This is a genomic window from Candidatus Binatia bacterium (assembly GCA_036382395.1).
Taxonomy (GTDB): Bacteria; Desulfobacterota; Binatia; order HRBIN30; family HRBIN30; genus JAGDMS01.
The window spans coordinates 1-23,773 of the sequence record DASVHW010000324.1; the positions used below are offsets into that span (position 1 = coordinate 1).

Annotated in this window: 23 protein-coding genes, 1 tRNA gene and 1 other RNA gene; 18 read left to right on the forward strand and 7 right to left on the reverse strand. The window is 63.0% G+C overall.

Going from position 1 to position 23,773, the window contains the following annotated elements; translation table 11 throughout:
* Positions 1-269: 269 nt before the first annotated feature.
* The gene (locus tag VF515_15115) at positions 270-1,493 is read left to right on the forward strand and encodes an acyl-CoA dehydrogenase family protein (GenBank protein HEX7408960.1); all 1,224 of its coding nucleotides are present in this window, start codon (positions 270-272) and stop codon (positions 1,491-1,493) included.
* Between the two features lie 99 nt (positions 1,494-1,592).
* Here the strand turns inward: VF515_15115 and VF515_15120 are convergent, their stop codons facing one another.
* From VF515_15120 to nth, 3 genes are read right to left on the reverse strand one after another with little or no spacing between them, the layout of a single operon-like run.
* Complete coding sequence (locus VF515_15120; GenBank protein HEX7408961.1) at positions 1,593-2,486, reverse strand: alpha/beta fold hydrolase; 894 nt, start codon at positions 2,484-2,486, stop codon at positions 1,593-1,595.
* Positions 2,487-2,513: 27 nt separating this feature from the next.
* Positions 2,514-3,356 (reverse strand): enoyl-CoA hydratase/isomerase family protein, encoded by an 843-nt coding sequence (locus VF515_15125; protein HEX7408962.1) that lies wholly within the window; start codon positions 3,354-3,356, stop codon positions 2,514-2,516.
* A 23-nt stretch (positions 3,357-3,379) separates the two neighbouring features.
* Positions 3,380-4,096: an endonuclease III gene (gene nth / locus VF515_15130; protein HEX7408963.1), complete on the reverse strand. Its 717-nt coding sequence runs from the start codon at positions 4,094-4,096 to the stop codon at positions 3,380-3,382.
* Between the two features lie 241 nt (positions 4,097-4,337).
* On the opposite strand from nth, the gene VF515_15135 reads away from it, so the two are divergent.
* The 9 genes from VF515_15135 (at position 4,338) to VF515_15175 (ending at position 10,600) form a co-directional block, all read left to right on the forward strand.
* Positions 4,338-4,724, forward strand: a complete 387-nt coding sequence (locus VF515_15135) for a hypothetical protein (protein ID HEX7408964.1) — start codon at positions 4,338-4,340, stop codon at positions 4,722-4,724.
* Between the two features lie 26 nt (positions 4,725-4,750).
* Positions 4,751-4,954: a hypothetical protein gene (locus VF515_15140; GenBank protein HEX7408965.1), complete on the forward strand. Its 204-nt coding sequence runs from the start codon at positions 4,751-4,753 to the stop codon at positions 4,952-4,954.
* Positions 4,955-5,038: 84 nt separating this feature from the next.
* Positions 5,039-5,299, forward strand: coding sequence for a hypothetical protein (locus VF515_15145; GenBank protein HEX7408966.1), 261 nt, complete (start codon positions 5,039-5,041; stop codon positions 5,297-5,299).
* A 127-nt stretch (positions 5,300-5,426) separates the two neighbouring features.
* Positions 5,427-6,188: a uracil-DNA glycosylase gene (locus tag VF515_15150; GenBank protein ID HEX7408967.1), complete on the forward strand. Its 762-nt coding sequence runs from the start codon at positions 5,427-5,429 to the stop codon at positions 6,186-6,188.
* 113 nt (positions 6,189-6,301) lie between these two features.
* A complete protein-coding gene (locus VF515_15155) occupies positions 6,302-7,474 on the forward strand; it encodes a methyltransferase (protein ID HEX7408968.1) in 1,173 nt (390 codons plus the stop codon).
* A 183-nt stretch (positions 7,475-7,657) separates the two neighbouring features.
* The gene (locus VF515_15160; GenBank protein ID HEX7408969.1) at positions 7,658-8,749 is read left to right on the forward strand and encodes a Zn-dependent alcohol dehydrogenase; all 1,092 of its coding nucleotides are present in this window, start codon (positions 7,658-7,660) and stop codon (positions 8,747-8,749) included.
* 92 nt (positions 8,750-8,841) lie between these two features.
* Complete coding sequence (locus VF515_15165) at positions 8,842-9,429, forward strand: sigma-70 family RNA polymerase sigma factor (protein ID HEX7408970.1); 588 nt, start codon at positions 8,842-8,844, stop codon at positions 9,427-9,429.
* On the forward strand, positions 9,426-10,061 hold the full coding sequence (locus tag VF515_15170; protein HEX7408971.1) for a zf-HC2 domain-containing protein: 636 nt from the start codon (positions 9,426-9,428) through the stop codon (positions 10,059-10,061). The genes VF515_15165 and VF515_15170 overlap by 4 nt, the downstream gene beginning before the upstream one ends.
* A gap of 32 nt (positions 10,062-10,093) precedes the next feature.
* Complete coding sequence (locus VF515_15175) at positions 10,094-10,600, forward strand: periplasmic heavy metal sensor (GenBank protein HEX7408972.1); 507 nt, start codon at positions 10,094-10,096, stop codon at positions 10,598-10,600.
* A 14-nt stretch (positions 10,601-10,614) separates the two neighbouring features.
* On the opposite strand, the gene VF515_15180 is transcribed toward VF515_15175, so the two are convergent.
* The 3 genes from VF515_15180 to VF515_15190 form a co-directional block, all read right to left on the reverse strand.
* Entirely contained in the window at positions 10,615-11,442 is an 828-nt protein-coding gene (locus VF515_15180; GenBank protein ID HEX7408973.1) for an outer membrane lipoprotein-sorting protein, read from the reverse strand.
* Positions 11,443-11,472: 30 nt separating this feature from the next.
* Positions 11,473-12,294 (reverse strand): chlorite dismutase family protein, encoded by an 822-nt coding sequence (locus tag VF515_15185; GenBank protein ID HEX7408974.1) that lies wholly within the window; start codon positions 12,292-12,294, stop codon positions 11,473-11,475.
* Between the two features lie 291 nt (positions 12,295-12,585).
* Positions 12,586-14,538, reverse strand: coding sequence for a SurA N-terminal domain-containing protein (locus tag VF515_15190; protein ID HEX7408975.1), 1,953 nt, complete (start codon positions 14,536-14,538; stop codon positions 12,586-12,588).
* A 248-nt stretch (positions 14,539-14,786) separates the two neighbouring features.
* On the opposite strand from VF515_15190, the gene VF515_15195 reads away from it, so the two are divergent.
* The 6 genes from VF515_15195 (at position 14,787) to VF515_15220 (ending at position 19,962) form a co-directional block, all read left to right on the forward strand.
* A tRNA-Ser gene (locus tag VF515_15195) sits at positions 14,787-14,872 on the forward strand.
* A gap of 110 nt (positions 14,873-14,982) precedes the next feature.
* An RNA gene (gene ffs, locus VF515_15200) (signal recognition particle sRNA small type) lies at positions 14,983-15,081 on the forward strand.
* Between the two features lie 106 nt (positions 15,082-15,187).
* Positions 15,188-16,870, forward strand: a complete 1,683-nt coding sequence (dnaX, locus tag VF515_15205; protein HEX7408976.1) for a DNA polymerase III subunit gamma/tau — start codon at positions 15,188-15,190, stop codon at positions 16,868-16,870.
* Positions 16,867-17,193 carry a YbaB/EbfC family nucleoid-associated protein gene (locus VF515_15210; protein HEX7408977.1) on the forward strand — a complete coding sequence of 109 codons (327 nt, stop codon included), beginning with the start codon at positions 16,867-16,869 and terminating at the stop codon, positions 17,191-17,193. Before dnaX ends, VF515_15210 begins: the two co-directional genes overlap by 4 nt.
* Positions 17,194-17,287: 94 nt before the next feature.
* Positions 17,288-17,887, forward strand: coding sequence for a recombination mediator RecR (recR, locus tag VF515_15215; protein ID HEX7408978.1), 600 nt, complete (start codon positions 17,288-17,290; stop codon positions 17,885-17,887).
* A 167-nt stretch (positions 17,888-18,054) separates the two neighbouring features.
* The gene (locus tag VF515_15220; GenBank protein ID HEX7408979.1) at positions 18,055-19,962 is read left to right on the forward strand and encodes a GNAT family N-acetyltransferase; all 1,908 of its coding nucleotides are present in this window, start codon (positions 18,055-18,057) and stop codon (positions 19,960-19,962) included.
* Positions 19,963-20,018: 56 nt separating this feature from the next.
* On the opposite strand, the gene VF515_15225 is transcribed toward VF515_15220, so the two are convergent.
* Positions 20,019-22,436: a sodium-translocating pyrophosphatase gene (locus tag VF515_15225; GenBank protein HEX7408980.1), complete on the reverse strand. Its 2,418-nt coding sequence runs from the start codon at positions 22,434-22,436 to the stop codon at positions 20,019-20,021.
* Positions 22,437-22,743: 307 nt separating this feature from the next.
* On the opposite strand from VF515_15225, the gene VF515_15230 reads away from it, so the two are divergent.
* A complete protein-coding gene (locus VF515_15230; GenBank protein HEX7408981.1) occupies positions 22,744-23,169 on the forward strand; it encodes an NUDIX hydrolase in 426 nt (141 codons plus the stop codon).
* Entirely contained in the window at positions 23,166-23,747 is a 582-nt protein-coding gene (gene amrA / locus VF515_15235; GenBank protein HEX7408982.1) for an AmmeMemoRadiSam system protein A, read from the forward strand. The genes VF515_15230 and amrA overlap by 4 nt, the downstream gene beginning before the upstream one ends.
* Positions 23,748-23,773 lie beyond the last annotated feature (26 nt).

Here is a 23,773-nt window from a genome sequence, read left to right on the forward strand (position 1 = left end):
CCGGAATCGTTACTGCATAGCCCAGGATGGCGGGAAAGATCAAAACCGCGGGTCGAAAGAGGCTGGCCGTGGCACTCCACTCAGTACCCCGGCATCGCTTCCACCTGACCAACCCAACGGTCTCCTCGCAAGCGCGCAAACCGCTGCGCCGCCACGTTTGAACGGCCCTGCCGCAGAGGGGCACGCTGCCAGCGTCTCGATGATCAGCCGCATTTGGTGTAGAACGCGTCGCGAGATTGGACGAGTGAGTCCTGAAGGAGGAACGGTTCATGACGCTGCAAGACATCGACTTCGATCTGTCGGAAGAGGAACGGAACATCCGCGACCTGGTGCACCGGTTTGCGGAGGAGGTCATGCGGCCGGCGGGACAGGGGCTCGATCGCCGTTCGGCGGAGGAGGTCATCGCCCGCAATTCGATCTTGTGGGATGTCCACAAGAAGTGGGACGACCTCGGCCTCCGCGTGCTGACGGGCGGGGAATCGGAGTTTACGCCCGCGCAGCTCGCCCGGCTGAACTGCATTGTCACCGAGGAGCTGGGTTGGGGTGATGCCGGGCTGGCGATCAGCATCGGTGCCGCCGAGTTTCCCGCCATGTTGGCGCAGACCTCGCAGAACCCGGACCTGGTGTCGGCGTTCCCGGTGAACAAGATGGGCTGCTGGGCCGTCACGGAGCCGGATCACGGCAGTGACTCGCTCGACCTGAGCGACAACGGCAAGCGTCCGGGCCTGCAGAAGCCGAACTGCGTCGCCCGCCGCGATGGGGACTTCTACGTCATCACGGGCCAGAAGGCGGCATGGGTATCGAACGGCCCCGTCGCGGAGACTGCGGCGCTGTACACTGCCGTGGACAATGGCGACGGGGTCAACGGTTGCGGCGTGTTCCTCGTGGACCTGACTTCGCAGGGAGTGTCACGCGGTAGGCCGTTGGAGAAACTCGGGCAGCGGGCGCTGCCGCAGGGAGAGGTGTTTTTCGACGCGGTCCGCGTCCCGATGATGAACATGGTGATTCCCCCGGAGATGTACGCCATGGGGATGGAGCTGACGCTGTGCACGGCCAACGGCTACATGGGGTCCACCTTCGTGGGCTGCGCCCGGGCCGCATTCGAGATGGCGCTCGAATACGCCAAGCAGCGCGTGCAAGGGGGCGTGCCGATCATCCAGCACCAGGCCATCAAAATGAAGCTGTTTGAAATGTTCCGGAAGGTCGAGGCCGCCCGCTCCCTCAACCGGCGCGTGGTGCTCTACAATACCGTCAACAACCCGTTCTTTGGTGCGGCCCCGGGTAGCTTCCCCGCCGTCCAATACGCCATCGCGTCGAAGGTGACCTCGACACAGACGGCCTTCGAAGTGGCAACGGAAGCGCTGCAGGTGTTTGGCGGCAACGGGTTGAGCCATGAGTACCCCATCGAGAAACTGCTGCGCGACGCACGGGCGTCTCTGATCGAAGACGGGACCAATGAAGTGCTCGCGCTGCATGCCGCGGAGAAGCTCTAGCGAGGCCGCGGCCTCGCGCATATGGCTGATGGCGGATGGCATATGGTCAGGAACCCATAAGCCATATGCCATATGCCATATGCCAGAACCGGCGCTATCCTACTGGCTCTGGCCGAGACGCAGGTAGGTGCGGAACCACTCAAGCGCCAGGTTGATGGCGGTGGTACGGTGCGGCAGGTCGTAGATCTCGTAATGGCCGATATCCAGGATCTCCAGCCGCTTGGGCTGCCCGGCAGCCGCATACAAGTGACGCAGCTCGCTGACTGGGGCCGCGGTGTCATGCCGGGCGCCAATGAGCAGGAGTGCCCGCGGTGCGATCTGCGTGACGACCCGCTCGGGCTCGTACTCCATAATGCGATCGAGCGCTTCGAGTGGAAGCTGGGTGGCGAGCTGTGGAAGCGCCTTCAATCCGGCGCCGAAGGCCACCACGGACTGCTCATCGTTGAGCACCATTCCTGGGTCGATGAGTGTTGACACACCGGTCTGCACGCGTTGCGCGGCATCGGCAGCCAGCATCTGACGGAGGTGCTCCATCTGCTCCGGATCGGCCTTCTCCCGCATGACTCGCGGCAAGCTGCCGAACCCGACCTGGCCGACGACACACTGCGGGCGCGGATCGATTCCCGCGGCCTGGATCACGTTGGCGCAGCCGAAGCTGGTGCCCCAGAGACCGATACGCTGCGGATCCACCCCGGATTGCACACCGAGGAACGTGATGGCGTTGCGAATATCTTCAACCTGCTCTTGCGGCACGAGTCGGCCGCGCGCGCCATCGCTCTCACCGAAACCGCGGTAGTCGAAGGTCAGCACCGCGAAGCCCGCGGCGCAAAAGGCCTCGGCGAACGGCGGTAACAGCCATTCCTTTATTCCGGTGAAGCCGTGGCAGATGACGATGCCAGGACGCGGCGCCTCGGCGCGCGCGCCGTCCGGCGACCACAGCACCGCTGCGCACTTCGTGCCGCAGCTGAAGAAATCTGTCGGACGTGGTTTCATCGACTTGCCCTCCGAACGCCAACCACCCTACTCGCCGGTGTACTCCGGCAGACCTTTCCCGCTCAGAAAGCGGGCACGCGCTTCCGTGGGATCGCGCCGCGCCAGTTCGAGGTAGGCCTGCATACCGACTCGCGCATCGCGCGAGCACATGACCTTGACGAAGCACTCGCGCTCGATGGCCAGGCCGCGTTCAAAATCCGCATCGCCGCCCTCGTACACGGCACGCTTGATCATTGCCAACGCCTTGGGCGGCTGCTTCGCCAGCTGTCGCGCCCAGTCGAGTGCGATGCCCATGAGGTCATGTTCCGGAACCACCCGGTGCACCAAGCCGAGCGGCGCGGCCTCGTCGGGTTGGTAGACGTTGCCGAACAGCATGACCTCGAGGGCTTTGGCCGCACCGATCAGGCGCGTGAGCCGCTGCGTCCCGCCGCCGCCGGGCAGGATGCCCAAGCGGCTCTCCGGCAGCCCGATGAGGTACGGACCGCTGGCGGCCAGCCGGAAATCGCAGGCCAGCGCCAACTCGAAACCGCCGCCCATGCAGTCCCCGTTAATGGCCGCGATGACCGGTTTGGGGAGCCGCTGCACACCGCTCAACAGGGCGTGAAAAGCGGCCAGGCCCTCGCTGCCGCTTTGCCGATACTGCTCGGGGTCGGAAGCGAAGTGCGCCAGTTCCTCGACGCTGAAGTGCGTGATGAATTTTCCTTTGATGCCGCCGGTCAGAACCACGCATCGGACGGTGCGGTCACCCGCAAGTTCAGCCGTCAACTGAGCCAGTTCGAGCGCCATCGCCCCAACCAGGTAGTTCATCGGCGGGTTGAATATCGAGCAGACAGCAACGCCATTCGTCCGCTCCACACGAAAATACTCCATAGGATTCCTCCTTCAGACGGGGGTCACGGGCGGCCTGGAGTCCGTCCGAACGCAGGGCGTGTTGGTCGTTGCGGTGGCGCCGGGGTTTTGTTGGGAGCGGGGCAGAGGTCGCTGATCACGCATTCGTAGCACTTCGGTTTGCGTGCGACGCAGATGCGGCGGCCGTGGAACTGCAGCAGATGACAAAAATGAATCTGCTCAGGCCTCGGCACGATGGCCGTGAGATCGGCTTCGATCTTGTCGGGATCGTCGTGCCGCGTGAATCCGAGCCGCTGTGAGAGGCGCATCACATGCGTGTCCACGCCGATCGCCGGCTCCCCAAAGGCGTTGCCAAGCACGATGTTGGCGGTCTTGCGTCCGACCCCAGGCAACGAGATGAGGTCCTCCAAGGTATCCGGCACCCGGCCGCCAAATCGCTCGATCAGCTGCTGGCAGCAGCGCTGGATGGACTTGGTCTTGTTACGAAAAAACCCGGTCGGCCGAATGTCCGCTTCCAGCTCCTCCGCTGGGGCGTGAGCGTAATCCGCCGGAGTTCGGTATTTCTTGAAGAGCAGAGAACCCGTCACTTCGTTGACTTTCTCGTCGGTGCATTGTGCGGCGAGAATCAGGGCGACGAGTAATTCGAACGGCGAAGAGAAATTCAGCGCCAGCTTCGCGTCCGGGTGGGCTTTCTTCAATCGGACGATGATCTTCCTGATCCGTTGCCCGTTGTTGATGGGGGGCTTCGCTGCGGCTCGCATCGCACCATCCATTGTGCCAGAGCGGGCTTCCCTCGCGATCGTATCGGGTCCGGCTCGGACTGCGGCAATGTACTCAAGCACGCTACCGCCCGCAATGGCTCCGGTACGTCACTTGACAGTAGCGCAGGAGACAGTAGGATCAATCCATGACGGCACCGGTCACTCGGAATTGCTCACCAGCCCACAGGCCCTCACCGAGCGTGGTGCGGGGCTGAACCCGCCCAGCCGCCAATCACCTTCCATGAAACGCATGCGATTTCTGCTCCTGCTGGCTGCATGTGGCGCGTTGGGTCTCATGGTCGCGGTCTTTCGCCCAGCGGCCGAGGAGGTGGACGAGGGCGAACCGTCAACGGTCAGTGAATCCGACGTGCAAGTCTACATCAAGGTCTACACGGCGATGCAGGACGATCATGACCTGACGGTCGACAACGCCGTCACGCCGCACCACATCTCGCTCGATGACTTCCGCCAACTGGAGCGGCGCATTCAGAACCAGCCCCGGCTCGTCGACCGTGTACGGGAAGCGCTCCTGGAAGATCGCAGGGCACACTCGGCCTTCGCTGAATCGGCCACGCCGACGCCGGTGCGGACCCCCGAAGCAAAGCCGCGGCAGCACAAGAAGAAGTAGGCTGTCGGGATTCGATGTTTGTGGACGTGAGCTGCAAGAAGTGCGGCCACCGCAAGCGGCTCGACGTCGGCCAACCGCGTGCCGGTCAGCCCATGGAGGAGCACCTGCGCTTCCTTCTCGACCGCCTGTCGCATCAGCCGAGCTTCGACTGCTTCGGCGGCCACTTTGAGCTTTCGCCACCCGTGCCTGGCTTTTGGGAGGTACACTGGGATACACTTGCTAACTCCTGAATCGGCCCTTTTTTCAACGCTTGCACTCGCCGCGTATCCCGTGCAGACTTTGATTGCTGGTCTCCGTAGTAAAAGGAGCAACAAATGCCCGACGATAGTAACCAATCCACTGCGGTCGATCCGCAGGAAGCGCTACGGATGCTCGACGAGGCTCGTAGCCGTCTCCGCACGGTGATCTGGGCGCTACACGGGATGCATCAGGATCTCGGCGCGCTGACGGTCGATGACCTCGCCGACATTGAGCATCTTCTGACGGAGATTCTCGATAGCGCTCTCACGCCATCGTACGAGGCAATCAGTCAGCTCCTCGGCACGGGATCGGGCGGCACCGTAACAACCCACTAGGCCGCGCTTCCTTCTGGGCTTTCCAAACCTCGCCGCCAGCGCACACCGGCGACGGGAGCGTTCGCATCGCGGGTTCATCGTGTGCGGTGTTCACCGCGGGGCACCGTCTCCCAGCACCCAGATCCAGATGGCACCGAAAGACACCCGGCAAGCCACGCGCACGGTTTCGCGCCAATCTGGCGCCGGGCTGCAGGCAGTATGCGCCGAGGTCATCGTCTGCCGTCGTTGCCCGCGCTTGTTAGACTACCGCGAGCACGTGGCGCGCGAGAAACGGCGGGCGTTCCGCGACTGGGAGTACTGGGGGCGGCCGTTGCCGGGGTTCGGCGATCCGGCAGCCCGGATCATGGTGATTGGCCTGGCCCCCGCCGCGCACGGCGGCAACCGTACCGGACGCATTTTCACCGGCGACCGCAGCGGCGACTGGTTATTCGAGACCCTCTATCGATTCGGTTTCGCCAGCCAGCCGACCTCGACGCACCGCAACGACGGCCTGCGCCTCACGGATACGTACATCAACGCAGCGGTGCGGTGCGCCCCTCCCGATAACAAGCCAACCAGGGAGGAGGTGAATAATTGTCAGCCGTATCTGGCACGTGAGCTGCAACTGCTCCGCAATCTGCGCGTCATCATCGCGCTGGGACGCTTGGCGTTCGACGCCTACCTGTCCACGCGCCGTGCCCTCGGGCAGCCGGTACCGCCGCCACGGCCACAATTCGCTCACGCCGAGGTGTACGAGCTTTCGAACGTCTGCCTGATCGGCTCCTACCATCCGAGCCAACGCAATACGCAAACAGGCATGCTCACGCATGAGATGTTCGACCGAGTCTTCTCCGCCGCGCGGCAGCTCCTGCCTCCCTCCCTTTCACCCTCCGAGAGACGGCCAGGGTGAGGGCTCGGCAGCGGTGGACAATGCGGCGCAGTGAGTATACACCCTCGCGCCTGATGTCCACGACCTCGCGCCCCCGGAGCGGGGCTCAGGGTGCTGCTCTCCCGCTGCACTCATTGCATACGCGTCTGGCCGCAGCCGGGTACACGCCGGAGGCGCTAAAGCATACGCTCGGCATCACCCAACCCGACGACGTCGGGTTCCTCAATCACGCCCCGGCGCTGGAGCGCGTCAGGGACGACCGCACTGCCGCAGCGACTTTGATTCGATTGTTTTTCCTCGAGGATCAGGAAACCGAGCGACGCGTTGCGACGGCGCTGTCCCGGAAGCTCTACAAAGAACTCGTCGGCGCCGGCCTCCTGCGAAGCTGTGGCGGGGAGGTCTGTGCTCAGTTACGCATCGATCCGGTCGACGACCAGTATTTCCTGGCTGACAGACGCTTTCGTTCGCTCGTCCCCAAAGCCTTGCAGTTGCCGGGACGTGATCCCGTCTATCCGCCGAGCAGCGACTCCCTGATGCTCCGCGAGGCGATCATGGCACCCAACGCCCGTCGAGTCCTGGACCTGTGCACCGGCTCCGGCGTACAGGCCTTGCGGCAGGCGCACGCCGCCGAGCGGATCGTCGCCGTGGATCTCAACCCGCGCGCCGCGGCGGTTGCCCGGCTCAATGCCTCACTCAACGACGCCGCTCATGTCGATGTGCGCCTCGGTGATCTGTATGCGCCCGTTGGCAACGAGCGCTTCGATCTGATCATCGCCAATCCGCCGTTTGTCGCCTCGCCCTACAGCGGTGGTCCGGCCTACCACTCCGGCGGACAGACCGGCGACAGCGTGCTGCGACGCATCATCGCCGGGTGGACAACGCATCTCGCCCCAAGCGGCCGGGCCTTCGCCATCACTCATCTCGCTGTGCGAACCAGCGAAGAGATCGAGACGGTCGCCACGTCATGGTTCCGTCGATTTTCCGGCCGTGCCGTCGTGTTGGTGCTCGAGCGGGGCACAGCCGTCGATCTCGCCGCCGCGCAAGCGCTCTTCGCGCTGAATCATGGGCTAGCGGCCTATGCGCGAGAGGTGCGGCTGTGGGTCGATCACTTGCGCCGGCTTCGCATTCATATAGTGGCGCTGTTGCTCGTCGTGGCGGAACGCAGTGACCGGCAACACCTCGAGGTCATCGAAGCGCAGCCTCGCATCCTTCCCATCCCGTTGACGCCATCGGTACCTGACCGAATCGCCAGCTGGTTGGGCGACGCACTCGGCGTCCGGCCGACGATCGCCAACCCGGCTAGGTGATGTTCCGGTATATTTTCTTCATTGCGGGTTTTGTAGACCACCCGCAGCCTGGCGTCGAGACGCCTCCCCTGCCCTCTTCCCTGCAGCCGTTTGGCACGCGGCTACCCACTTGACGGGATTCGTCCGTCGGCATACGTAAGCCTTCCCGAAGAAGAACTCTGCCACCCGGCACACGGAGGAAATATGACCAGAGCCGCAGTGATGTACAACTACAACGAACCGCTGAAAATCGAGACCGTCGAGCTCAAACCGCCACGGGAAGACGAAATCGTCGTCAAGGTTGTGGCCAGTGGGATCTGCCATTCCGACCTATCAGTGATCAAAGGCAACTTGCCGTTGCCACCCCCAGTGGTCCTCGGCCATGAAGGCGCCGGGATCGTCGAAGAAGTCGGCAAGGGCGTAACGGACCTGAGGCCGGGCGATCACGTCGTCCTGTCCTGGGTGCAGAGCTGCGGCAAGTGCCACTACTGTATCGCGGGGCGGACCCACCTCTGCGAGTGGGGTTATCAAGCCATGATGCAGGGCACGGAGGGCGTGTTCCTCAAGGATGGCATGGAGATCAACCGGATGATCGGCGTCGCTTCGTTTGCCGAGCGAACCGTTGTCCGCGCTGCCGCGGCCATCAAGATTCGAGAAGACGCGCCGCTGGATAGGGCTTGCCTGGTCGGCTGCGGTGTGATGACGGGCGTAGGTGCCGTGATGAATACGGCGAAGGTCCGTCCCGGCGAGACTGTGGCGGTATTCGGTTGCGGCGGAGTTGGCTTGAACGTCATCCAGGGCGCCGCACTGTGTGGCGCCGCAAAGATCATCGCCGTGGATCTCGTCGAACAGAAGCTCAAGTGGGCGAAGGAGTTCGGGGCCACCGACCTGGTGAACGGCAAGGACGTGGATGCCCCCGACGCCATTCGCAGCCTCACGGACGGCCTCGGCGTGGATTACGCCTTCGAGGTCATCGGCGCGCCCGCTCCGATTACCCAGGCCTTCATGTCCCTCAAGCGTGGAGGCGCCGCGGTCATCGTCGGTGTCCCACTCTTCGGGCAGGAGATTTCAGTGCCGGGAGCCATGCTACCGCTGGAGGAGAAATCGCTGATCGGTTCGCTGTATGGGTCGGCAAACATGCGCCGGGACATTCCCAACTTGATTGCGCTCTACATGCAGAAGCGGCTCAAGCTCGATGAGTTGATCTCTCGCCGCATCAAGCTCGACGACATCAACGCCGCCTTCGACGCCATGGAAAAGGGCGAGGTAGCACGCAGCATCATCATGCACGACTAGATTTAACCTTCGGCACCCGCGCCTACATCTCATGGGTCAGAGGAGGCGCGGTCCAATACCGCTTCGGTCAGTTTCCCCTGCGTAGGGAAGAAGTGGAACGGGCCACTGCTGTGGACGATGGGGCGCTCATTCGCGGGGCTCTCGCTGGGCGGCGGGAGGATTTCGATGCCTTGGTCGAACGCTATCAGAAAGCCCTGTACGCGTTCATCTACCGGCTCGTCCACGAGCACGCACAGGCCGCCGACATCGCGCAAATGACTTTTCTGCAGGCCTACACCCACCTCGGACAGTTTGCGGGACGCGCCAGCTTCAAAACCTGGCTGCACCAGATCGCGCTGAACCAGTGCCGGGCAGCGTATCGTGCGGCACGCGGGCGCCATCACGTATCGCTGGACGAGATGAGTGAGGCGGCTCTTCACCAGGCGCGCCTCGACACGGCGAACGCCGCCACCGCCACAGCCGGCGGCGATGCCGGCGGGTCGGACTGGAAACCAGTCTTGGAGCGCCTGATCGCACGCCTGCCGTTACGCCAGCGGTCGGTGGTCACCCTGCGCATCTTCAGCGACTTGCCGTTCAGAGAGATCGCACGGGTCACGGGCATCAGCGAAAACGCCGCCAAGGTGAATTACCACTACGCCATCACGCACCTGCGCCAGTGGCTGCGCGAGGACGAACGATGAGCCGCTGGCGCTGCCGCTTCTATGCGGTGCTGCTGGTGGACTACGCTGGCGGGATGCTGGCCGACCGGCAGCGGCAAAGGCTGGAGCGCCACGTGGAACGATGTTCCGCCTGTGCGGAGGAGCTGGCGGCGCTCCGTGATGTGCCTCCTATCCTCCAAAGCTCCGTGGTTCCTGACCCCGGCGAAGAATTTTGGCGGCAGCAGCGCCAGGCGGTTGGGCAGGCGCTCCGCAGTCTGCCCACACCACAACCGAGCTGGCCGCCGGCCTGGCGGTGGGAGGATCTGCGCCTGGGTGTTTGGCGCTATCCGCTCGCCGCCACCGCCGCACTGTTGGTAGCACTGTTCGTTTATCGGTTCGCCGAGTATCCACAGACGCCTCAGCCCACTGCGGCCGAGTCACAGTTCGCCGCACTCGACACCGACTCGCTTTTGGTAGTGCACGAACTCATGAAGGCGTTAGCGCCGCGCTACGAACAGATGCCCCAAATTCCACCCGACGACGACACGTTACTGGCCGCGCTTTCGGCCGGAGATCTCGTCGGCGTCAATCCGTCGCCGGAAGCACCACAGGTAACGGATCTGACGGAGACTGAGCTGGAGGGAATTGGCAAGCTGGTCGGCGAACTCGGCTAACCGGCACTTCTGCGCTTGCATACGGAGGAGTCATGAAACGAATTCAATTGACCATCGTGTTGCTGGGGTTAGTGGTCGTACCGCTCTGTGTATCAGCCCAACCGCCGGCAGAGGGACCGGGACGGGATCGCGCCCGCACGTTTCTGGTGTTGCGGATTGCCGACGCCCTGAAGCTCAACGAGCAAGAGGCGCTCAAGGTCAGCAACGTGATCCGTCAGTCCGACGACCATCGGCGTGAGCTGGTGCAGCGACGGCAAACTCTGGAACAGCGGTTGCGCGAAGCACTCGCCAAGCAGCCGCTGGACGCACCGACGCTCACCACGCTCATCACCGAAGGCAACGACATCGATCAGAAGCTGGCGATGGTGCCGGAGGAGAGCTTTCGTGAGCTACAGAAAATATTGACGGTGGAACAGCAGGCGAAGCTGATGCTGTTCCGGCGCGAGTTACAGGGCGAGATTCGCCGCGCCCTGCAGGGTCACCGTCCCGCTGGCGGCCGCAAGGGCCGTGGCGCCGCCGGTGGCCCGCCATCTGACTAGGGCGCAGCACGCCCCTACGGGGCAGGCGGGGCAACCGACCACAGGCTGGCTGACGCCCGCGGGAGGGAGGCGGGATCGAACAGGTCGGACGGAACATTGCTGCGCTCGCCCCAGCGTAACCTGAAGGCGGCGCGCGTACGCAACTTGAATGTTTCCATGGAAATGGTCGTCGGCATCCATTTCCGACCGATCAAGACATAGTCACTGTGGCGGCCCATCTTGACGAGGTTGCTGAGCGTGTCGCGGTAGTACAGTGTCTTGAGCGGCACCTTCTTCTGCCGGTCGAAGGTGATGACCTCCAAGCTGTACTGCGATACCTTGGGGACCAGCATCACCGTAAGCTCGGTCGCGGAGTCGTCGGCGATGCGCGGCTGCGTGTAGTGCGACAGCCGGAACGGTTCCAAGTCCTCACGCGTGAAATCACTCTCCGCAAAACTGGCATCCGGCGCGAAGTTATCCCCACGGGTTGCGCCCGCCTTGCGGTAAAATGCCTGGCCGCTGGTGTACAGCAGCAGCGTTTTGATTCCTTCCTGCTGCAGCTCGATGAACGCGTCGGCAGCCGGGCGGATCACCAGCGCCACCTGATCCCGCCGGGTCCCCTCCGGGGAGGTCACCTCGAACTGGCCGTCGCCCCGCACTGGCACCGTCACCCGTGCCGCCTCCTCCGCCTCCCGAAGGAACTGCTCCAGATTGAGCGTGTCGGCCAAGACGGGACCGACCGGGAGTGCGCAGAGCAACACGAGAATCAGGGCCCACACCAGCGCGCCCAGAGAGGAGGTGCACGCAGCGCACCCGGCGTTCACCGGTATTGCATTCCCGGTTCCCCGTTCGCTGTTTTTCATGGTCGTCCGCGCCTCCGAGCCGGCATCCTGCTACAGCTTCAATACCGCGGCTAGCTGCTCCGGCTGGAAGCGAGCGCCAATGTAGAACGAACCGAACAGACCGTACAGGGCACTGGCCGGATCGTAGCGCAGCTCGTAGACGATGTCGCGGATTGCCCTGATATCGCGCGAGAACAGCGTCACCCCCCATTCCCAATCGTCAATGCCGGTGCACGTGGTGATCAGCTGTGTCACGCGGTCGGCAAAGCGCCGGGCCCCTTCGCCGTGTCCGATCATGTACCGTTTGCGGGCATCGAAACCCAGGCGATACCAGTTGTTCGGTTCCTGGCGTGACTTGGCCATCGGGTAGAAGCACAGGATCGGGTAATTGTCCGGCAGCTGCGGATGCAGGCGCGACTCGGCGTACATCATGGTGCGCTTACGCAAGGCGGCCAAGCGCGTGGCAAACTCGGGCGCCGCCGGATCGAGCTTCTGCTCGGTGGTGAGCTGCTTGGTCCAGTCGATTTCATTCGTGATGTATTCACTCGCTTCCGTGAGCGACAGGAACGAGTACGCCGGCACCAGGCACGAACCGAATGCGCCAGCGGGAATCTCCTGGCTCAGTTGCTGAATTCGCCAGAGATCGGGGTGGATGGCCATGAAGCCGATCTCGCATTTCGTCACGCCCGCGAAGGAAATCAACTGCAGGCCGTCTTCACGGGTTCGGTCATCGAGCCAGCTACTGAACTCGCTGATCGCTGCCTCGCGCTCGGCACCGGTAAAGCCCTGCCAGCGGGCGCGATCGATCCGATAGAAAAGATGGATGACGGTCCATCCAACCGATTGCACCAAACCTCGTGGGTCTTCACTCATGACGCAACTCCTCGCCAACCACCGTAGCGCACAGTGCAATCATCATCGCACTCGAAGCAGGGACGCTCAAGTTCTGACGCGAGGCGACGCCTCAGACCGACGAGGCCGTGGCCTGGCGCATATAGCCTATGGCGGATGGTTGGAGGAGCCCCTGGGCAATAGGCCATACGCCCTATGTCAGGGCGTGAGGCCGCTCCCGGTTGGGTCGCCCTTCGACGTCGCTCAGGACATGCTTCGGGCGGTCCGATGACACTCGACTCAAGCGCGGTGAGTTTCGATCACCAAGCCACGCTAGCGGCCGCGCCGTCCACCGCCGTCGAGCTCGCGGCCGGTGTCCGCAACGGTAGCGAGGAAATCGTCATTGCGCTCGATCGCCGCGTGCGCGATCAGGTAATTGAAGAACTGCTCAATCGCCTCGGTTTTGCGCCGCTCCTCGGCCTGCTTGATCAGCTTGTCCTTCTCGCCGTTGAATTTCTCGTCATCAGCGGGGATGCGCTCTTTCAGTACCGCGACGATGCTGCCTCCAGCCACGGCATACACGGACGGGGCGACCGGCTTTTCCGGTGTGAGGCGGAACGCATCCTTCTTCAGCTCCGGCGAAGTGCCGGCCTTAGGTACGGAGGAGACTTGCCGCGAAAAGGGTCCGGTTTCGTCCACTGTGGCATGATGTGCCTTGGCGACGGCATTGATATCCGGGTTTTTCTGCAACTCCGCCAGCGCCGTTTCGGCGGTGCTCTTCGCCAAGGCATCGGCGCGCTCAGTCCGCGCGGCACTTTCCACGCGGTCTCGGATCTCGGAGAGTTCCGGCAGGCGCGACGGGAGCTTCTCCGCTACCCGAAACACCAAGAAGCCCTTGGGCGTGTCGATCACCGGTCCAACGTCGCCGGCAGCGGCGGCAAAGGCGGCCTTGGCGACACCCGGGTCGCGGCCGATTCCCGCAATCGCCTCATTTTGCGCAAAAGGCGACGGCGTGGCGAGGCTCAGCGCGGCAGCCTGGGCCACGCTGGTCAGCGTCTCACCCCCGGCAACCTTGGCTCGGGCCGCTTCGGCCCGGGCGCGCGCGAGCTCGCGTGCTTTCTCTTGCCTCAGCTTGGCAACGATTTGCGGCCGCACCTCGTCGAGCGTTTGGGTACGAGCCTCCTCTTTCCCTTCGACCTTGATGATGTGCAGGCCGAACGGCGATTCGACGAGGTCGCTGGTTTCCCCCGGGGCCAGCGCGAAGGCGGCTTGTTCGAAGGGCGGCACCATCTTGCCCCGCGAAAAAGATCCCAAGTCACCGCCCTGGGCGGCACTGGCGTCCTCGGAATACTGCTTGGCAAGCGCGGCAAAATCCCCGCCGGCCTTCACCTTCGTCAGCACCTCTTCGGCGTGCTTGCGGACGTTCGCCTTCTCTTGGTCGTTGGCGTCGGGCGCGTAGCGCAGCAGGATGTGTCGCGCCTGTACCTGCTCTGGTTTTTCGTACTCGGCGACGTGCTCGTCGTAATAGCCTTTGGCATCGGCATCCGAGATCTGCGCCTCAGCGGCGAATTTCTCCGGCTCGTACAACACGTGCTCGATGCGTACTCGCTCGGGCTCGCGCCACGTCTCTCGGTTCTTATCAAAGTACGCCTGCAGGTCCTGGTCGGTGAGCTTCACCTCCGGCACAAAGCCCGATGCGTCCAGCTTGATGAAGCGCAGGTTCACCGTTTCGTTCTCGAATCGGTAGCGCTCACGGACCTCGGCCTCGCTGACGTGCACGCCGGCGAGGATGAGATTCTGCAGCCTGTCCACCAGCAACTCGTTCTGCTTGGAGTCCTCGAATTCGCCCGGCGTAATGCGGTTGGCCCGCAGGACGCGCAGATACAGGTCCTTGCTGAAGCGGCGATCCTGTTGAAAGGCCGGCATGCCGGCAATGGCGTCGCGCACTTCGGAATCGCCGACGCTCAACCCGAGACGTTGGGCCTCTTGGCGCATGAGGTTGACGCGGATCAACTGATCCACCGCCTTCCCCTTCAAATCGATGGCCTTCATCAACTCGGGCTTGAAATTGTCCTTGTAGATATCCTGGTAGAGCCGCAGGAGATTGTTATAGGCGCGGTAGAAATCCGACGGTGGGATCGCGTCCTTGTTGACCCGCGCAACAAACTGCGCCTTCTCGCCACCAACGATGCCGCCCATGCCCCAGAAGATGAAGACGACGACAATGGCGACGAAAATGAACTTGACCCACGCCGCGTCGGCGTTTCGACGAATGAACTTTAGCACCAGGATTGCCCTCGGCGGGGGACGATAGATGACCATCTCCATAAAATCAATTGCACGGGGCAACCCGCGCCGGGGCCCAGTCCAACATTTGCGGCTGGACAGTCCCTCGCCGGAGCGTTCCAGCCGTGCCTTGACGGCGAACGCCGGAGGCAGGAAGGCCCGGCACAGGTCTCCAACATTCGGCAGCGACGGGTTATCAACAGTTGCTTCGCGTCGTGAAATGCGGGAAACTCCTTGAGTCCACGTGCGGAGAGGTGCCAGAGTGGCCGAATGGGCACGCCTGGAGAGCGTGTGTACCCACAAGGTACCGTGGGTTCGAATCCCACCCTCTCCGTTTTTTGCCGGCTAGCCGGGGAGTTCACCGCCACTGGACGCACGCCTTGAGACATGCGAACATCAGTGCACGTCGGCAACGGCGCAATAGGAGTGGTGGTCAGTGGCGATAGCTAGGTCCCGCGCAAGAGGGCGTCGCGAACCCCGTCAGATCCGGAAGGAAGCAGCGGTACCGATTGCTTCTCTGTGCCGCGGGGAAACCTAGCTATCACTAGTGGTCACCGCTCGCATATGGCTGATGGCATATGGCTTATGGTCACAAAGAAAAGAAACCTGTGGCGGACGGTCGAGCGATAAGCCATAAGCCATAAGCCAAATGAGTTACCTCGTTCTCGCCCGCAAGTGGCGCCCGCAGACCTTCGACGAAATCGTCGGACAGGAACACGTCGTCCAAACCCTGATGAACGCGATCCGTAGCGATCGCGTGGCGCACGCCTTTCTGTTCACCGGCGTCCGCGGTGTGGGCAAGACCACGGCGGCCCGCGTGCTGGCGAAGGCACTCAACTGCGTCAAAGGGCCGACGCCAACGCCGTGCAATGACTGCGTCAACTGCCGGGAAATCACCGCCGGCAACGCCGTGGACGTCCTGGAGATCGACGGTGCCTCGAATACCGGCGTCGATGACGTCCGCGAGATCATCGAGAACGTGCGCTACCAGCCGGCGAAGAGCCGGTTCAAGATTTACATCATCGACGAAGTGCACATGCTGTCCACGAGCGCCTTTAACGCGCTGCTGAAGACGCTGGAGGAGCCGCCGCCACATGTGAAGTTCATCTTCGCCACCACCGATCCGCACAAGGTGCCGCACACCATTCACTCCCGCTGCCAGCGCTACGACTTCAAACGCATTCCGTTCCGGCTCATCGCCGATCGCCTGGCGCAGATTGCCCGCAGTGAAGGGATCGCCGTCAGTGCGCTGTCCTTGGCACTGATCGCCCGTGAGGGCGAGGGCAGCATGCGTGACGCGCAGTCGCTGTTCGATCAGGTGATCGCCTTCGCCGGCAAGGCTATCGGCGATGAGGACGTCATCACCGCCCTGGGCCTCGCCGATCGCAAGCTGCTCTACGGCGCCGCCGAAGCCATTCTGGACCGCAATCCGGCAGGCGCGCTGGAGCGGTTCGATGAGTTGCACCGGTACGGCTATGACATGCGCCGTCTGGCGCGGGAACTGCTCGAGCATTTCCGCAACCTCGCGGTAGCCCGGCTGCTGCCGGACGTGGATTTGCTGTCCGAACTTCCGGACGAGGAACGCGCCGAAGTCGGTCGGCAGGCGCAGAAATGGAGCAGTGAAGACCTCGACCGCGCCTTCCGCCTCCTCCTCGGCGCCGAGGGCGAGGTGGGCCGTGTGCCCTACCCCAAGCTCGTTCTCGAAATGACCCTCATCAAGCTGGCGACGCTGACGCCGGTCGTTCCGGTGAGCGCATTGCTGGATCGGATCGGTGATCTGGAGCGTCGTTTGAATGGCCGGCCGCCCGCGGCAGGCAGCCCGATCCCGCCAGCAGGCGAAAAAGCCCCGGCGCCGCGCGAAGTGGCCAACCGCCCGCAGCGCACCGCCGCCGTGCCAGAATCCTCTGCCCCATCTCCTTCTCCCGCACCGGCTCAACCTGCTGGTCCGCACACCTGGAACGAGTTCCTGAACTTCGTCGGCAAGGAGAAAATCACGCTGCTTCCATATCTCAAGAGCAGCCAGCCAGTGAACTGTGACGGGCCGGAACTCACCCTGAGGGTACCCCAAGGCTATTACTACGACTATTTGGCGCAACGGGACCATGCCGGACTGGTAGAAGACATGGCGCGACGCTTTTTCGGCCGGCCAATGCGCCTCACCGTCAAGACACCCGAAGGTGCGCCAGAGCCCGCACCGGCAGCGCCAGAGCCCCCGGCAGCTTTGCACGCCGCCGCGCTCGGCAACCCGGTGGTGCGCGCCGCCGTGGAAATTCTGGGGGGCGAGGTGCAAGAAGTGAAGTCACGACCGCGTCGTGAAAGAGGAAGCAAATGAGCAAAGGACTCGGCCCGCTGGGCAACATCGTCAAGCAAGCGCAGGAGTTGCAGGAACGCCTCGGTCGCATCCAGGAAGAGGCGGCCGCCAAGACCGTCGAAGCGACGGCCGGGGGCGGCATGGTGACCGTCGTCGTGAGCGGACGCTCACAGGTGGTGGAACTGCGCATCGAGCCCGAAGTGATGAAGGGCGGCGACGTGCAAATGCTGCAAGACCTTGTGATCGCCGCCGTCAACAAGGGCATCCGCGCCGCGCAGGAGATGATGGCGGAAGAGATGAAAAAGGTGACCGGCGGCCTGCAGATCCCCGGCCTGACGGTGTGAGGGACAGTTCACCGTTCATCGTCGACAGTCGCCCGTTCTCCGTTCGCCCTTATCGCCATCGACGATCAACCATCTCCTATCGACTTCTGCCACCATGTCCGCGCTGCCGCCACCGTTAGCCCGATTGATTCACGAGTTGGTGAAACTCCCCGGCATCGGAGAGAAGACCGCGACCCGACTCGCCTTCCATCTCCTGCGCACGGAACGGCGCGATGTCGAGCTGCTGGCGCAGTCGCTGGTCACGATGCGCGACGAAACCAAGCTGTGCTCCATCTGCCTGGGGCTGACGGCGGAAGATCCGTGCGCCTTGTGCAGCGATCCGCGACGCGACGCGACGGCAATTTGCGTCGTCGAAGGCCCCGCCGACCTCATCGCCTTGGAGCGCTCCGGCCAGTTCAAAGGCCGCTACCACGTTCTGCACGGTTGTCTGGCGCCGCTCGACGGCGTCGGGCCGGAGGATCTGCGGATTGCGGAGTTGCTGCAGCGCTTGGAAGACGGCAGCGTACGTGAAGTCGTCATTGCCACCAACCCAACCGTCGAAGGCGAAGCGACCGCGCTGTATCTGGCGCGTCTCATCAAGCCGCTCGGCCTGCGCGTCACGCGCATCGCGCACGGGTTGCCGATGGGTGCCGACGTCGAATACGCGGACTCTATGACTCTCGGGAAGGCACTCGAGGGCCGGCGCGAGATGTGAGGTCGACGTTTCGGTTGCCCGCCACGCACCGGCGGCGATCCACTTGGCGCAGGAACGGTGGCGCTCCTAGTGGACTTTCGTTCACTGCAGGGTAGCATGCGTGCATGGACCGCTGGCCGGAGCATTATTCAGCGAAGGTCGTTGATGCTGCTACAGCAGTACGCCGCGTGTCTCGTGGCAGCCACGTGTTCGTCGGATCAGGCTGTGCCGAGCCGCAGTGTCTGGTGGCGGCTCTCGCCGCGCGTGGCGAGGAGCTCACCGACACCGAGATCTTGCACATCCTGACCCTCGGCGTCGCACCGTACACGGCCTCGAAGTTCACCGGACGCTTTCGGCACAACGCATTCTTCATCGGCGCGAACGTGCGCGACGCGGTCCTGGAAGGGCAAGCGGATTACACCCCCGTCTTTCTCTCGGAGATATCCCGGCTGTTCCGCACCGGCCGGGTGCGGATCGATGTGGCATTGATCCAGGTGTCCCCGCCCGACCGCAACGGCTACTGCAGCTACGGAGTCTCGGTGGACGTCGTGAAGGGCGGAACCGAGAGCGCGAAGCTGGTGATCGCCGCGGTCAACCCTCGCATGCCGCGCACGCACGGGGACAGTTTCATACACGTCGATGATATCGACTACCTGGTCGAATGCGATGAACCCATCCTGGAGGTGGCGCCGGCCCAGCCGGACGAGGTCTCACGGCAGATCGGCCGCTTCATCGCCGATCTGATCGAACCGGGTGCCACCCTCCAATTGGGCATCGGCGCCATCCCGAACGCCGTCCTGAGCTACCTCGGGGATAAGGAGGATCTCGGGCTCCACACCGAGATGTTTACGGACGGCATCATCGACCTGATCCGGCGCGGCGTCATCACCAACCAGCGCAAGACCTTGCACCCGGGGAAATCGATCACGTCGTTCTGCATGGGCACGCGGCAGCTCTATGACTTGGTCGATGACAATCCGGCGTTCGGCTTCTATCCCAGCGATTACGTCAACGATCCCATGGTCATCGGCCAGAACGATCACGTGGTCGCGATCAACTCCGCGCTGCAGGTCGACCTCACCGGCCAGGTCTGTTCCGACTCGATCGGGCACCGTTTCTACAGCGGCATCGGCGGCCAGGTGGACTTCATTCGCGGCGCCGCCCGATCGTACGGCGGCAAGCCAATCATCGCGTTGCCCTCCACTGCCAAGGGTGGGACCGTCTCGCGCATTGTGCCAATCTTGAATGAGGGAGCGGGCATCGTGACCACCCGCGCCGACGTGCACTACGTCATCACCGAATTCGGCATGGCCGATCTCTACGGCCGCAATGTGCGTGAACGCACGTTGGCACTGGTGAGTATTGCCCATCCCGACTTTCGCAATGAGCTTTTGGCCGCCGCCAAGGCCAGGCGGTTCGTCTATGCCGAGCAAATCCCCTTCCCCGCGGAAGGCCTCCCCTACCCGAAAGAGCTGGAACGGTGGGTGACGCTGCGCGACGGCGTGGAGATCTTCTTCCGTCCGATGAAGCCGGCGGACGAACGGCTATTACGCGACCTCTTCTACTCGCATTCTGAAGAAACCGTGTACATGCGCTACCTCACGCCGGTGAAGAAACTCTCCGTGCGGCAGATCCAGGAGTTCGTCACCCTCGACTACAAGGATCATTTGGCGATCGCGGGCTTCCTGGTGCACGACGACATGGAGGAGATGATCGCAGTGGCCCGGTATGTCCTCGATCCCAAGACCAATATGGCCGAGGTCGCGTTCACCGTGCACGACGATTACCAGAACCGAGGCATCGGGCACTTTCTGCTCGAGTACATGAAAGACATCGCGCAGCAGCGTGGTATTGGCGGCTTCACCGCCCAGGTGCTGGGGTCCAACAGCCGCATGCTCCACCTCTTCCACAAAGTGTACTCGCCGTTGCGCAGCGAAATCGAAGCAGGGGTGTACAACATCTCGTGCCGATTCACCGAGATCGATCAGTATAGGCGGCAACACCGGCCGGCGGGGCCACGCGCTACTCCTCCGTCACCGCCGGAGCGCAACCCGCCCCCTCGTCGAACCCGCCCTACAGTGAGAACTCGCAGGTAAAAATGGCGAAACACTCCACAGCGGGAGTGTTTCGCCAAGCCTGTGCTCCAGAGGGATCAGGCTGCCGGCTTCAGGCGCACTGGGTGGGTTTCCGTCTCGATGCGCATGCCGTAGAAGGAGCGGTGCACGAACACCAAGGACGCGAGAAAGAAGGCAAGGGCAAGGAAGTGGGTAACTCCCGACGGCAGGCTGACCGCCAGCTCGACTGCGAGGAGGCCAAAGAGCGTCGTGAACTTGATCACCGGGTTCATGGCGACCGAAGAGGTGTCCTTGAATGGGTCGCCGACGGTATCGCCCACCACCGTCGCCGCGTGCAGGGCGGAACCCTTCTCCTTCAGCTCGACTTCGACCACCTTCTTGGCGTTGTCCCACGCCCCGCCGCCGTTCGCCATGAACAAGGCCTGGAAGAGGCCAAACAGCGCGATCGAGATCAGGTAGCCGATGAAGAAGAACGGGTTGAGGCAGGCGAAGGCAAGCGTGGAAAAGAACACGGTCAGGAAGATGTTGAACATTCCCTTCTGGGCGTACTGCGTGCAGATCGCCACCACCTTCTTGGAGTCGGCGATTGATGCCTTCTCCGTGGTTTCCAGCTTGATGTTTGCCTTGATGAACTCAACGGCGCGATAGGCACCCGTGGTCACCGCCTGCATCGTGGCGCCGGTGAACCAATAGATCACGGCTCCGCCGGTGATCAAACCAAGCAAAAAGAGCGGGTTGAGGATCGAAAGCTTACCGAGGTGCTCCGGCTGAAGGCCATCCGTCAGCGCGACGATGATGGAGAAGATCATGGTGGTCGCACCGACGACCGCCGTGCCGATGAGCACCGGTTTCGCGGTCGCCTTGAAGGTGTTTCCGGCGCCGTCATTTTCTTCGAGGAAGTCCTTGGCACGGTCGAAGTTCGGTTCGAACCCGAACTCTTTCTTGATCTCTTGCTTGATGTTGGGGAGGGTTTCGATGACCGACAGCTCGTACACGGACTGGGCGTTGTCGGTCACTGGGCCGTAGGAGTCCACCGCGATGGTCACGGGGCCCATGCCCAAGAAGCCGAAGGCCACCAGCCCGAACGCGAACACCGGGGCGGTCATGTCCGCCGTTCTGGCGGGCAGCGCGGTGCGCAGCTCGTCGAGGCTGAAGAACCACGCCATGCCCATGAGGATGACGAAGACAATTCCCATCCAGTAAGCGGAGAAGTTGCCCGCGACCAGACCCGACAGGACGTTGAGCGACGGGCCGCCTTCCCGCGAGGCGGTGACGATCTCGCGTACGTGACCCGACTTTGTCGAGGTGAAGACTTTGACCACCTCCGGGATCACCGCGCCGGCGATGGTTCCACAGCTGATGATCGCCGAGAGCTGATACCAGAGTGAGCCACCGCCGAGATCCCCGATGAGGAGGTACGAGACAATGAACGTGAGGACGATCGACACCACCGAGGTGAGCCAGACCAGGGCGGTGAGCGGCTGCTCGAAGTTCATCTTGTCCACGTGGGCGAGGCGGGCACGCTGGATGCCGTCGTTGATGAGGTAGGAGAGACCGCTGGCGACGATCATCATGATGCGCATGGCGAAGATCCAGACGAGCAGCGTGGTCTGCAGCTTGGCGTTGTCCCTGAGCACCAGCAGGATGAAGGTGATGAGCGCCACGCCGGTCACGCCGTAGGTCTCGAAGCCGTCAGCTGACGGTCCCACCGAGTCGCCCGCGTTGTCACCCGTGCAGTCGGCGATCACGCCGGGGTTACGCACGTCGTCCTCTTTGATGTTGAAGACGATCTTCATCAGGTCGGACCCGATGTCGGCGATCTTCGTGAAGATGCCGCCGGCGATGCGTAGGGCGGAGGCGCCGAGCGACTCACCGATGGCGAAACCAATGAAACAAGGGCCGGCGAAGCTCGCGGGGACGAAGAGCAGGATGATGAGCATGATCAGCAGCTCGGTGGAGATCAGCACCATGCCGATGCTCATGCCGGCCTTCAGCGGGATCTCGTACGTCAGAAAGGGCTTCCCCCTCAACGCCGCGAAGGCGGTTCGCGAGTTTGCAAATGTGTTCACGCGAATGCCGAACCAAGCGACGCCGTAGCTGCCGCCGATGCCGATCAGGCTGAACATCAGCACGATCAGGACCTTCACCATGTCGCCCTCGAACGCGCGCGTGAAATACACCGCCATGATCGTGCCGATGAAGAGTTCGAGAAGAAGGATGAACTTGCCCTGGGTGATGAGGTAGGTCTTGCACGTTTCGTAAATCAGCTCGGAGATCTCGCGCATGGCCTTGTGGACTGGAAGGGTCCTGAGCTGCTGGTAGATGGTGATCCCGAATCCGAACCCGAGCGCGCACACGAGCAATCCCCCCGTGAGGAGTGTCCGTCCGCTGATCCCGAGAAAGTCGACCGCTGAGAAGTTCGGAAGAACGAGATTCATCTCGCCGTGCTGTTGACCCTCCGCAGCCAACGCCTGGCTAGCGACAGCTAGGAACATGCCGACCCAGCCGACAAGCGACCATGTTTTTCTGCGTGTGTGTACCATCCCCATTTCACTCCTCGGATTTCGTGCAGGCCCACTCTGTCCCTAGGTGGGTCTGGCTGGGCAGTAGAGTTCGATTGCCTCGCAACCGCGCGTCCACCACGACCGCAGGCTTCGGCGTGTGCGTGGAGGCCCCGTCACGCGGGCTAATTTAAACTGGCGGGTTATGGCAAAACTCACCTCGAAACACAACTCCCCAAGGCGCCAGTCCACGCCCGTGCGTTGACCGGCAGGGGGTGGCCTGCTACTTTTCGGCCTGACATTGACAACCTATCGCAATCCGGTACCGACGGTAGACGCGATCATCGAAGTTCCCGACGGTATTGTTCTGATCAAGCGCCGCTTCCTGCCTATGGGCTGGGCATTGCCCGGCGGTTTCGTTGAGTACGGGGAGACGGTCGAAGCGGCAGCCAGGCGCGAGGCAAAGGAGGAAACCGGCCTCGATGTCTCCCTGACCGAGTTGTTCAATGTCTACTCCGACCCGCTCCGGGATCCCCGTCAGCATACGATCGGCATCGTCTTTATCGGTACGGCCGCCGGTGTTCCCGCAGCGGGTGACGATGCTGCGGAAGCAGGCATCTTCACTGCACAGTCTTTGCCAGCACCGCTTGCTTTTGATCACGGACAGATCCTCGAGGATTATTTCACCTACAAGCGGACTGGCCAGCGACCCCAGCCTCGGTCATGAGCGCCCAACCACCGATCTTTCTTTCGCTGACTGCTGCCGAACGGCGCGAACTGTTGTGGCTGGCGCGCCAGAGCATCCGCACGGCTTTGGATGGTGGGACGCCGCCGGCATGTGCCACCATCACTCCGGCCCTGAACGAACCGGCCGCTGCATTCGTGAGCCTGCATCAGGATGGGCGCCTGCGCGGTTGTATCGGCGCCGTGGCAGCAGAGCGGCCGCTCTACCAGGCCGTCGCACGGCTGGCGGTGTCGGCAGCCTTCGATGACCCGCGTTTTCCGCCGCTGACCAAGGCGGAACTGCCGGCCACAGCTATTGAGATTTCACGTCTCAGCCCCTTGACTCCCGGCCTGGCGGAGGACATTTTCCCGGGCCGCCACGGTGTATACCTCACGCGGGGGGAGCACTGCGGGGTATTTCTGCCGCAGGTTGCGATCGAATATCGTTGGGACCGCGAAACTTTCCTCAGCCAATTGTGTCGGAAAGCGATGCTCCCACCCGATGCCTGGAAGCATCCGGAGACGACGCTGATGCTCTTCGAGGCCGAGGTCTTCTCTGAAGAGGACGCCTATGGTTCATAGCTTATGGCTCATGGCGTATCGCTCGG

Excerpts from the sequence above, each read along its gene's own strand:
- dnaX (HEX7408976.1), top strand. The coding sequence starts at position 15,188 with ATGAGTTACCTCGTTCTCGCCCGCAAGTGGCGCCCGCAGACCTTCGAC.
- VF515_15160 (HEX7408969.1), top strand. The coding sequence starts at position 7,658 with ATGACCAGAGCCGCAGTGATGTACAACTACAACGAACCGCTGAAAATC.
- recR (HEX7408978.1), top strand. The coding sequence starts at position 17,288 with ATGTCCGCGCTGCCGCCACCGTTAGCCCGATTGATTCACGAGTTGGTG.
- VF515_15145 (HEX7408966.1), top strand. The coding sequence starts at position 5,039 with ATGCCCGACGATAGTAACCAATCCACTGCGGTCGATCCGCAGGAAGCG.
- VF515_15150 (HEX7408967.1), top strand. The coding sequence starts at position 5,427 with ATGGCACCGAAAGACACCCGGCAAGCCACGCGCACGGTTTCGCGCCAA.
- VF515_15135 (HEX7408964.1), top strand. The coding sequence starts at position 4,338 with ATGAAACGCATGCGATTTCTGCTCCTGCTGGCTGCATGTGGCGCGTTG.
- amrA (HEX7408982.1), top strand. The coding sequence starts at position 23,166 with ATGAGCGCCCAACCACCGATCTTTCTTTCGCTGACTGCTGCCGAACGG.
- VF515_15175 (HEX7408972.1), top strand. The coding sequence starts at position 10,094 with ATGAAACGAATTCAATTGACCATCGTGTTGCTGGGGTTAGTGGTCGTA.
- VF515_15185 (HEX7408974.1), bottom strand. The coding sequence starts at position 12,294 with ATGAGTGAAGACCCACGAGGTTTGGTGCAATCGGTTGGATGGACCGTC.
- VF515_15225 (HEX7408980.1), bottom strand. The coding sequence starts at position 22,436 with ATGTTCCTAGCTGTCGCTAGCCAGGCGTTGGCTGCGGAGGGTCAACAG.
- VF515_15170 (HEX7408971.1), top strand. The coding sequence starts at position 9,426 with ATGAGCCGCTGGCGCTGCCGCTTCTATGCGGTGCTGCTGGTGGACTAC.
- VF515_15125 (HEX7408962.1), bottom strand. The coding sequence starts at position 3,356 with ATGGAGTATTTTCGTGTGGAGCGGACGAATGGCGTTGCTGTCTGCTCG.
- VF515_15115 (HEX7408960.1), top strand. The coding sequence starts at position 270 with ATGACGCTGCAAGACATCGACTTCGATCTGTCGGAAGAGGAACGGAAC.
- nth (HEX7408963.1), bottom strand. The coding sequence starts at position 4,096 with ATGCGAGCCGCAGCGAAGCCCCCCATCAACAACGGGCAACGGATCAGG.
- VF515_15210 (HEX7408977.1), top strand. The coding sequence starts at position 16,867 with ATGAGCAAAGGACTCGGCCCGCTGGGCAACATCGTCAAGCAAGCGCAG.
- VF515_15120 (HEX7408961.1), bottom strand. The coding sequence starts at position 2,486 with ATGAAACCACGTCCGACAGATTTCTTCAGCTGCGGCACGAAGTGCGCA.
- VF515_15180 (HEX7408973.1), bottom strand. The coding sequence starts at position 11,442 with ATGAAAAACAGCGAACGGGGAACCGGGAATGCAATACCGGTGAACGCC.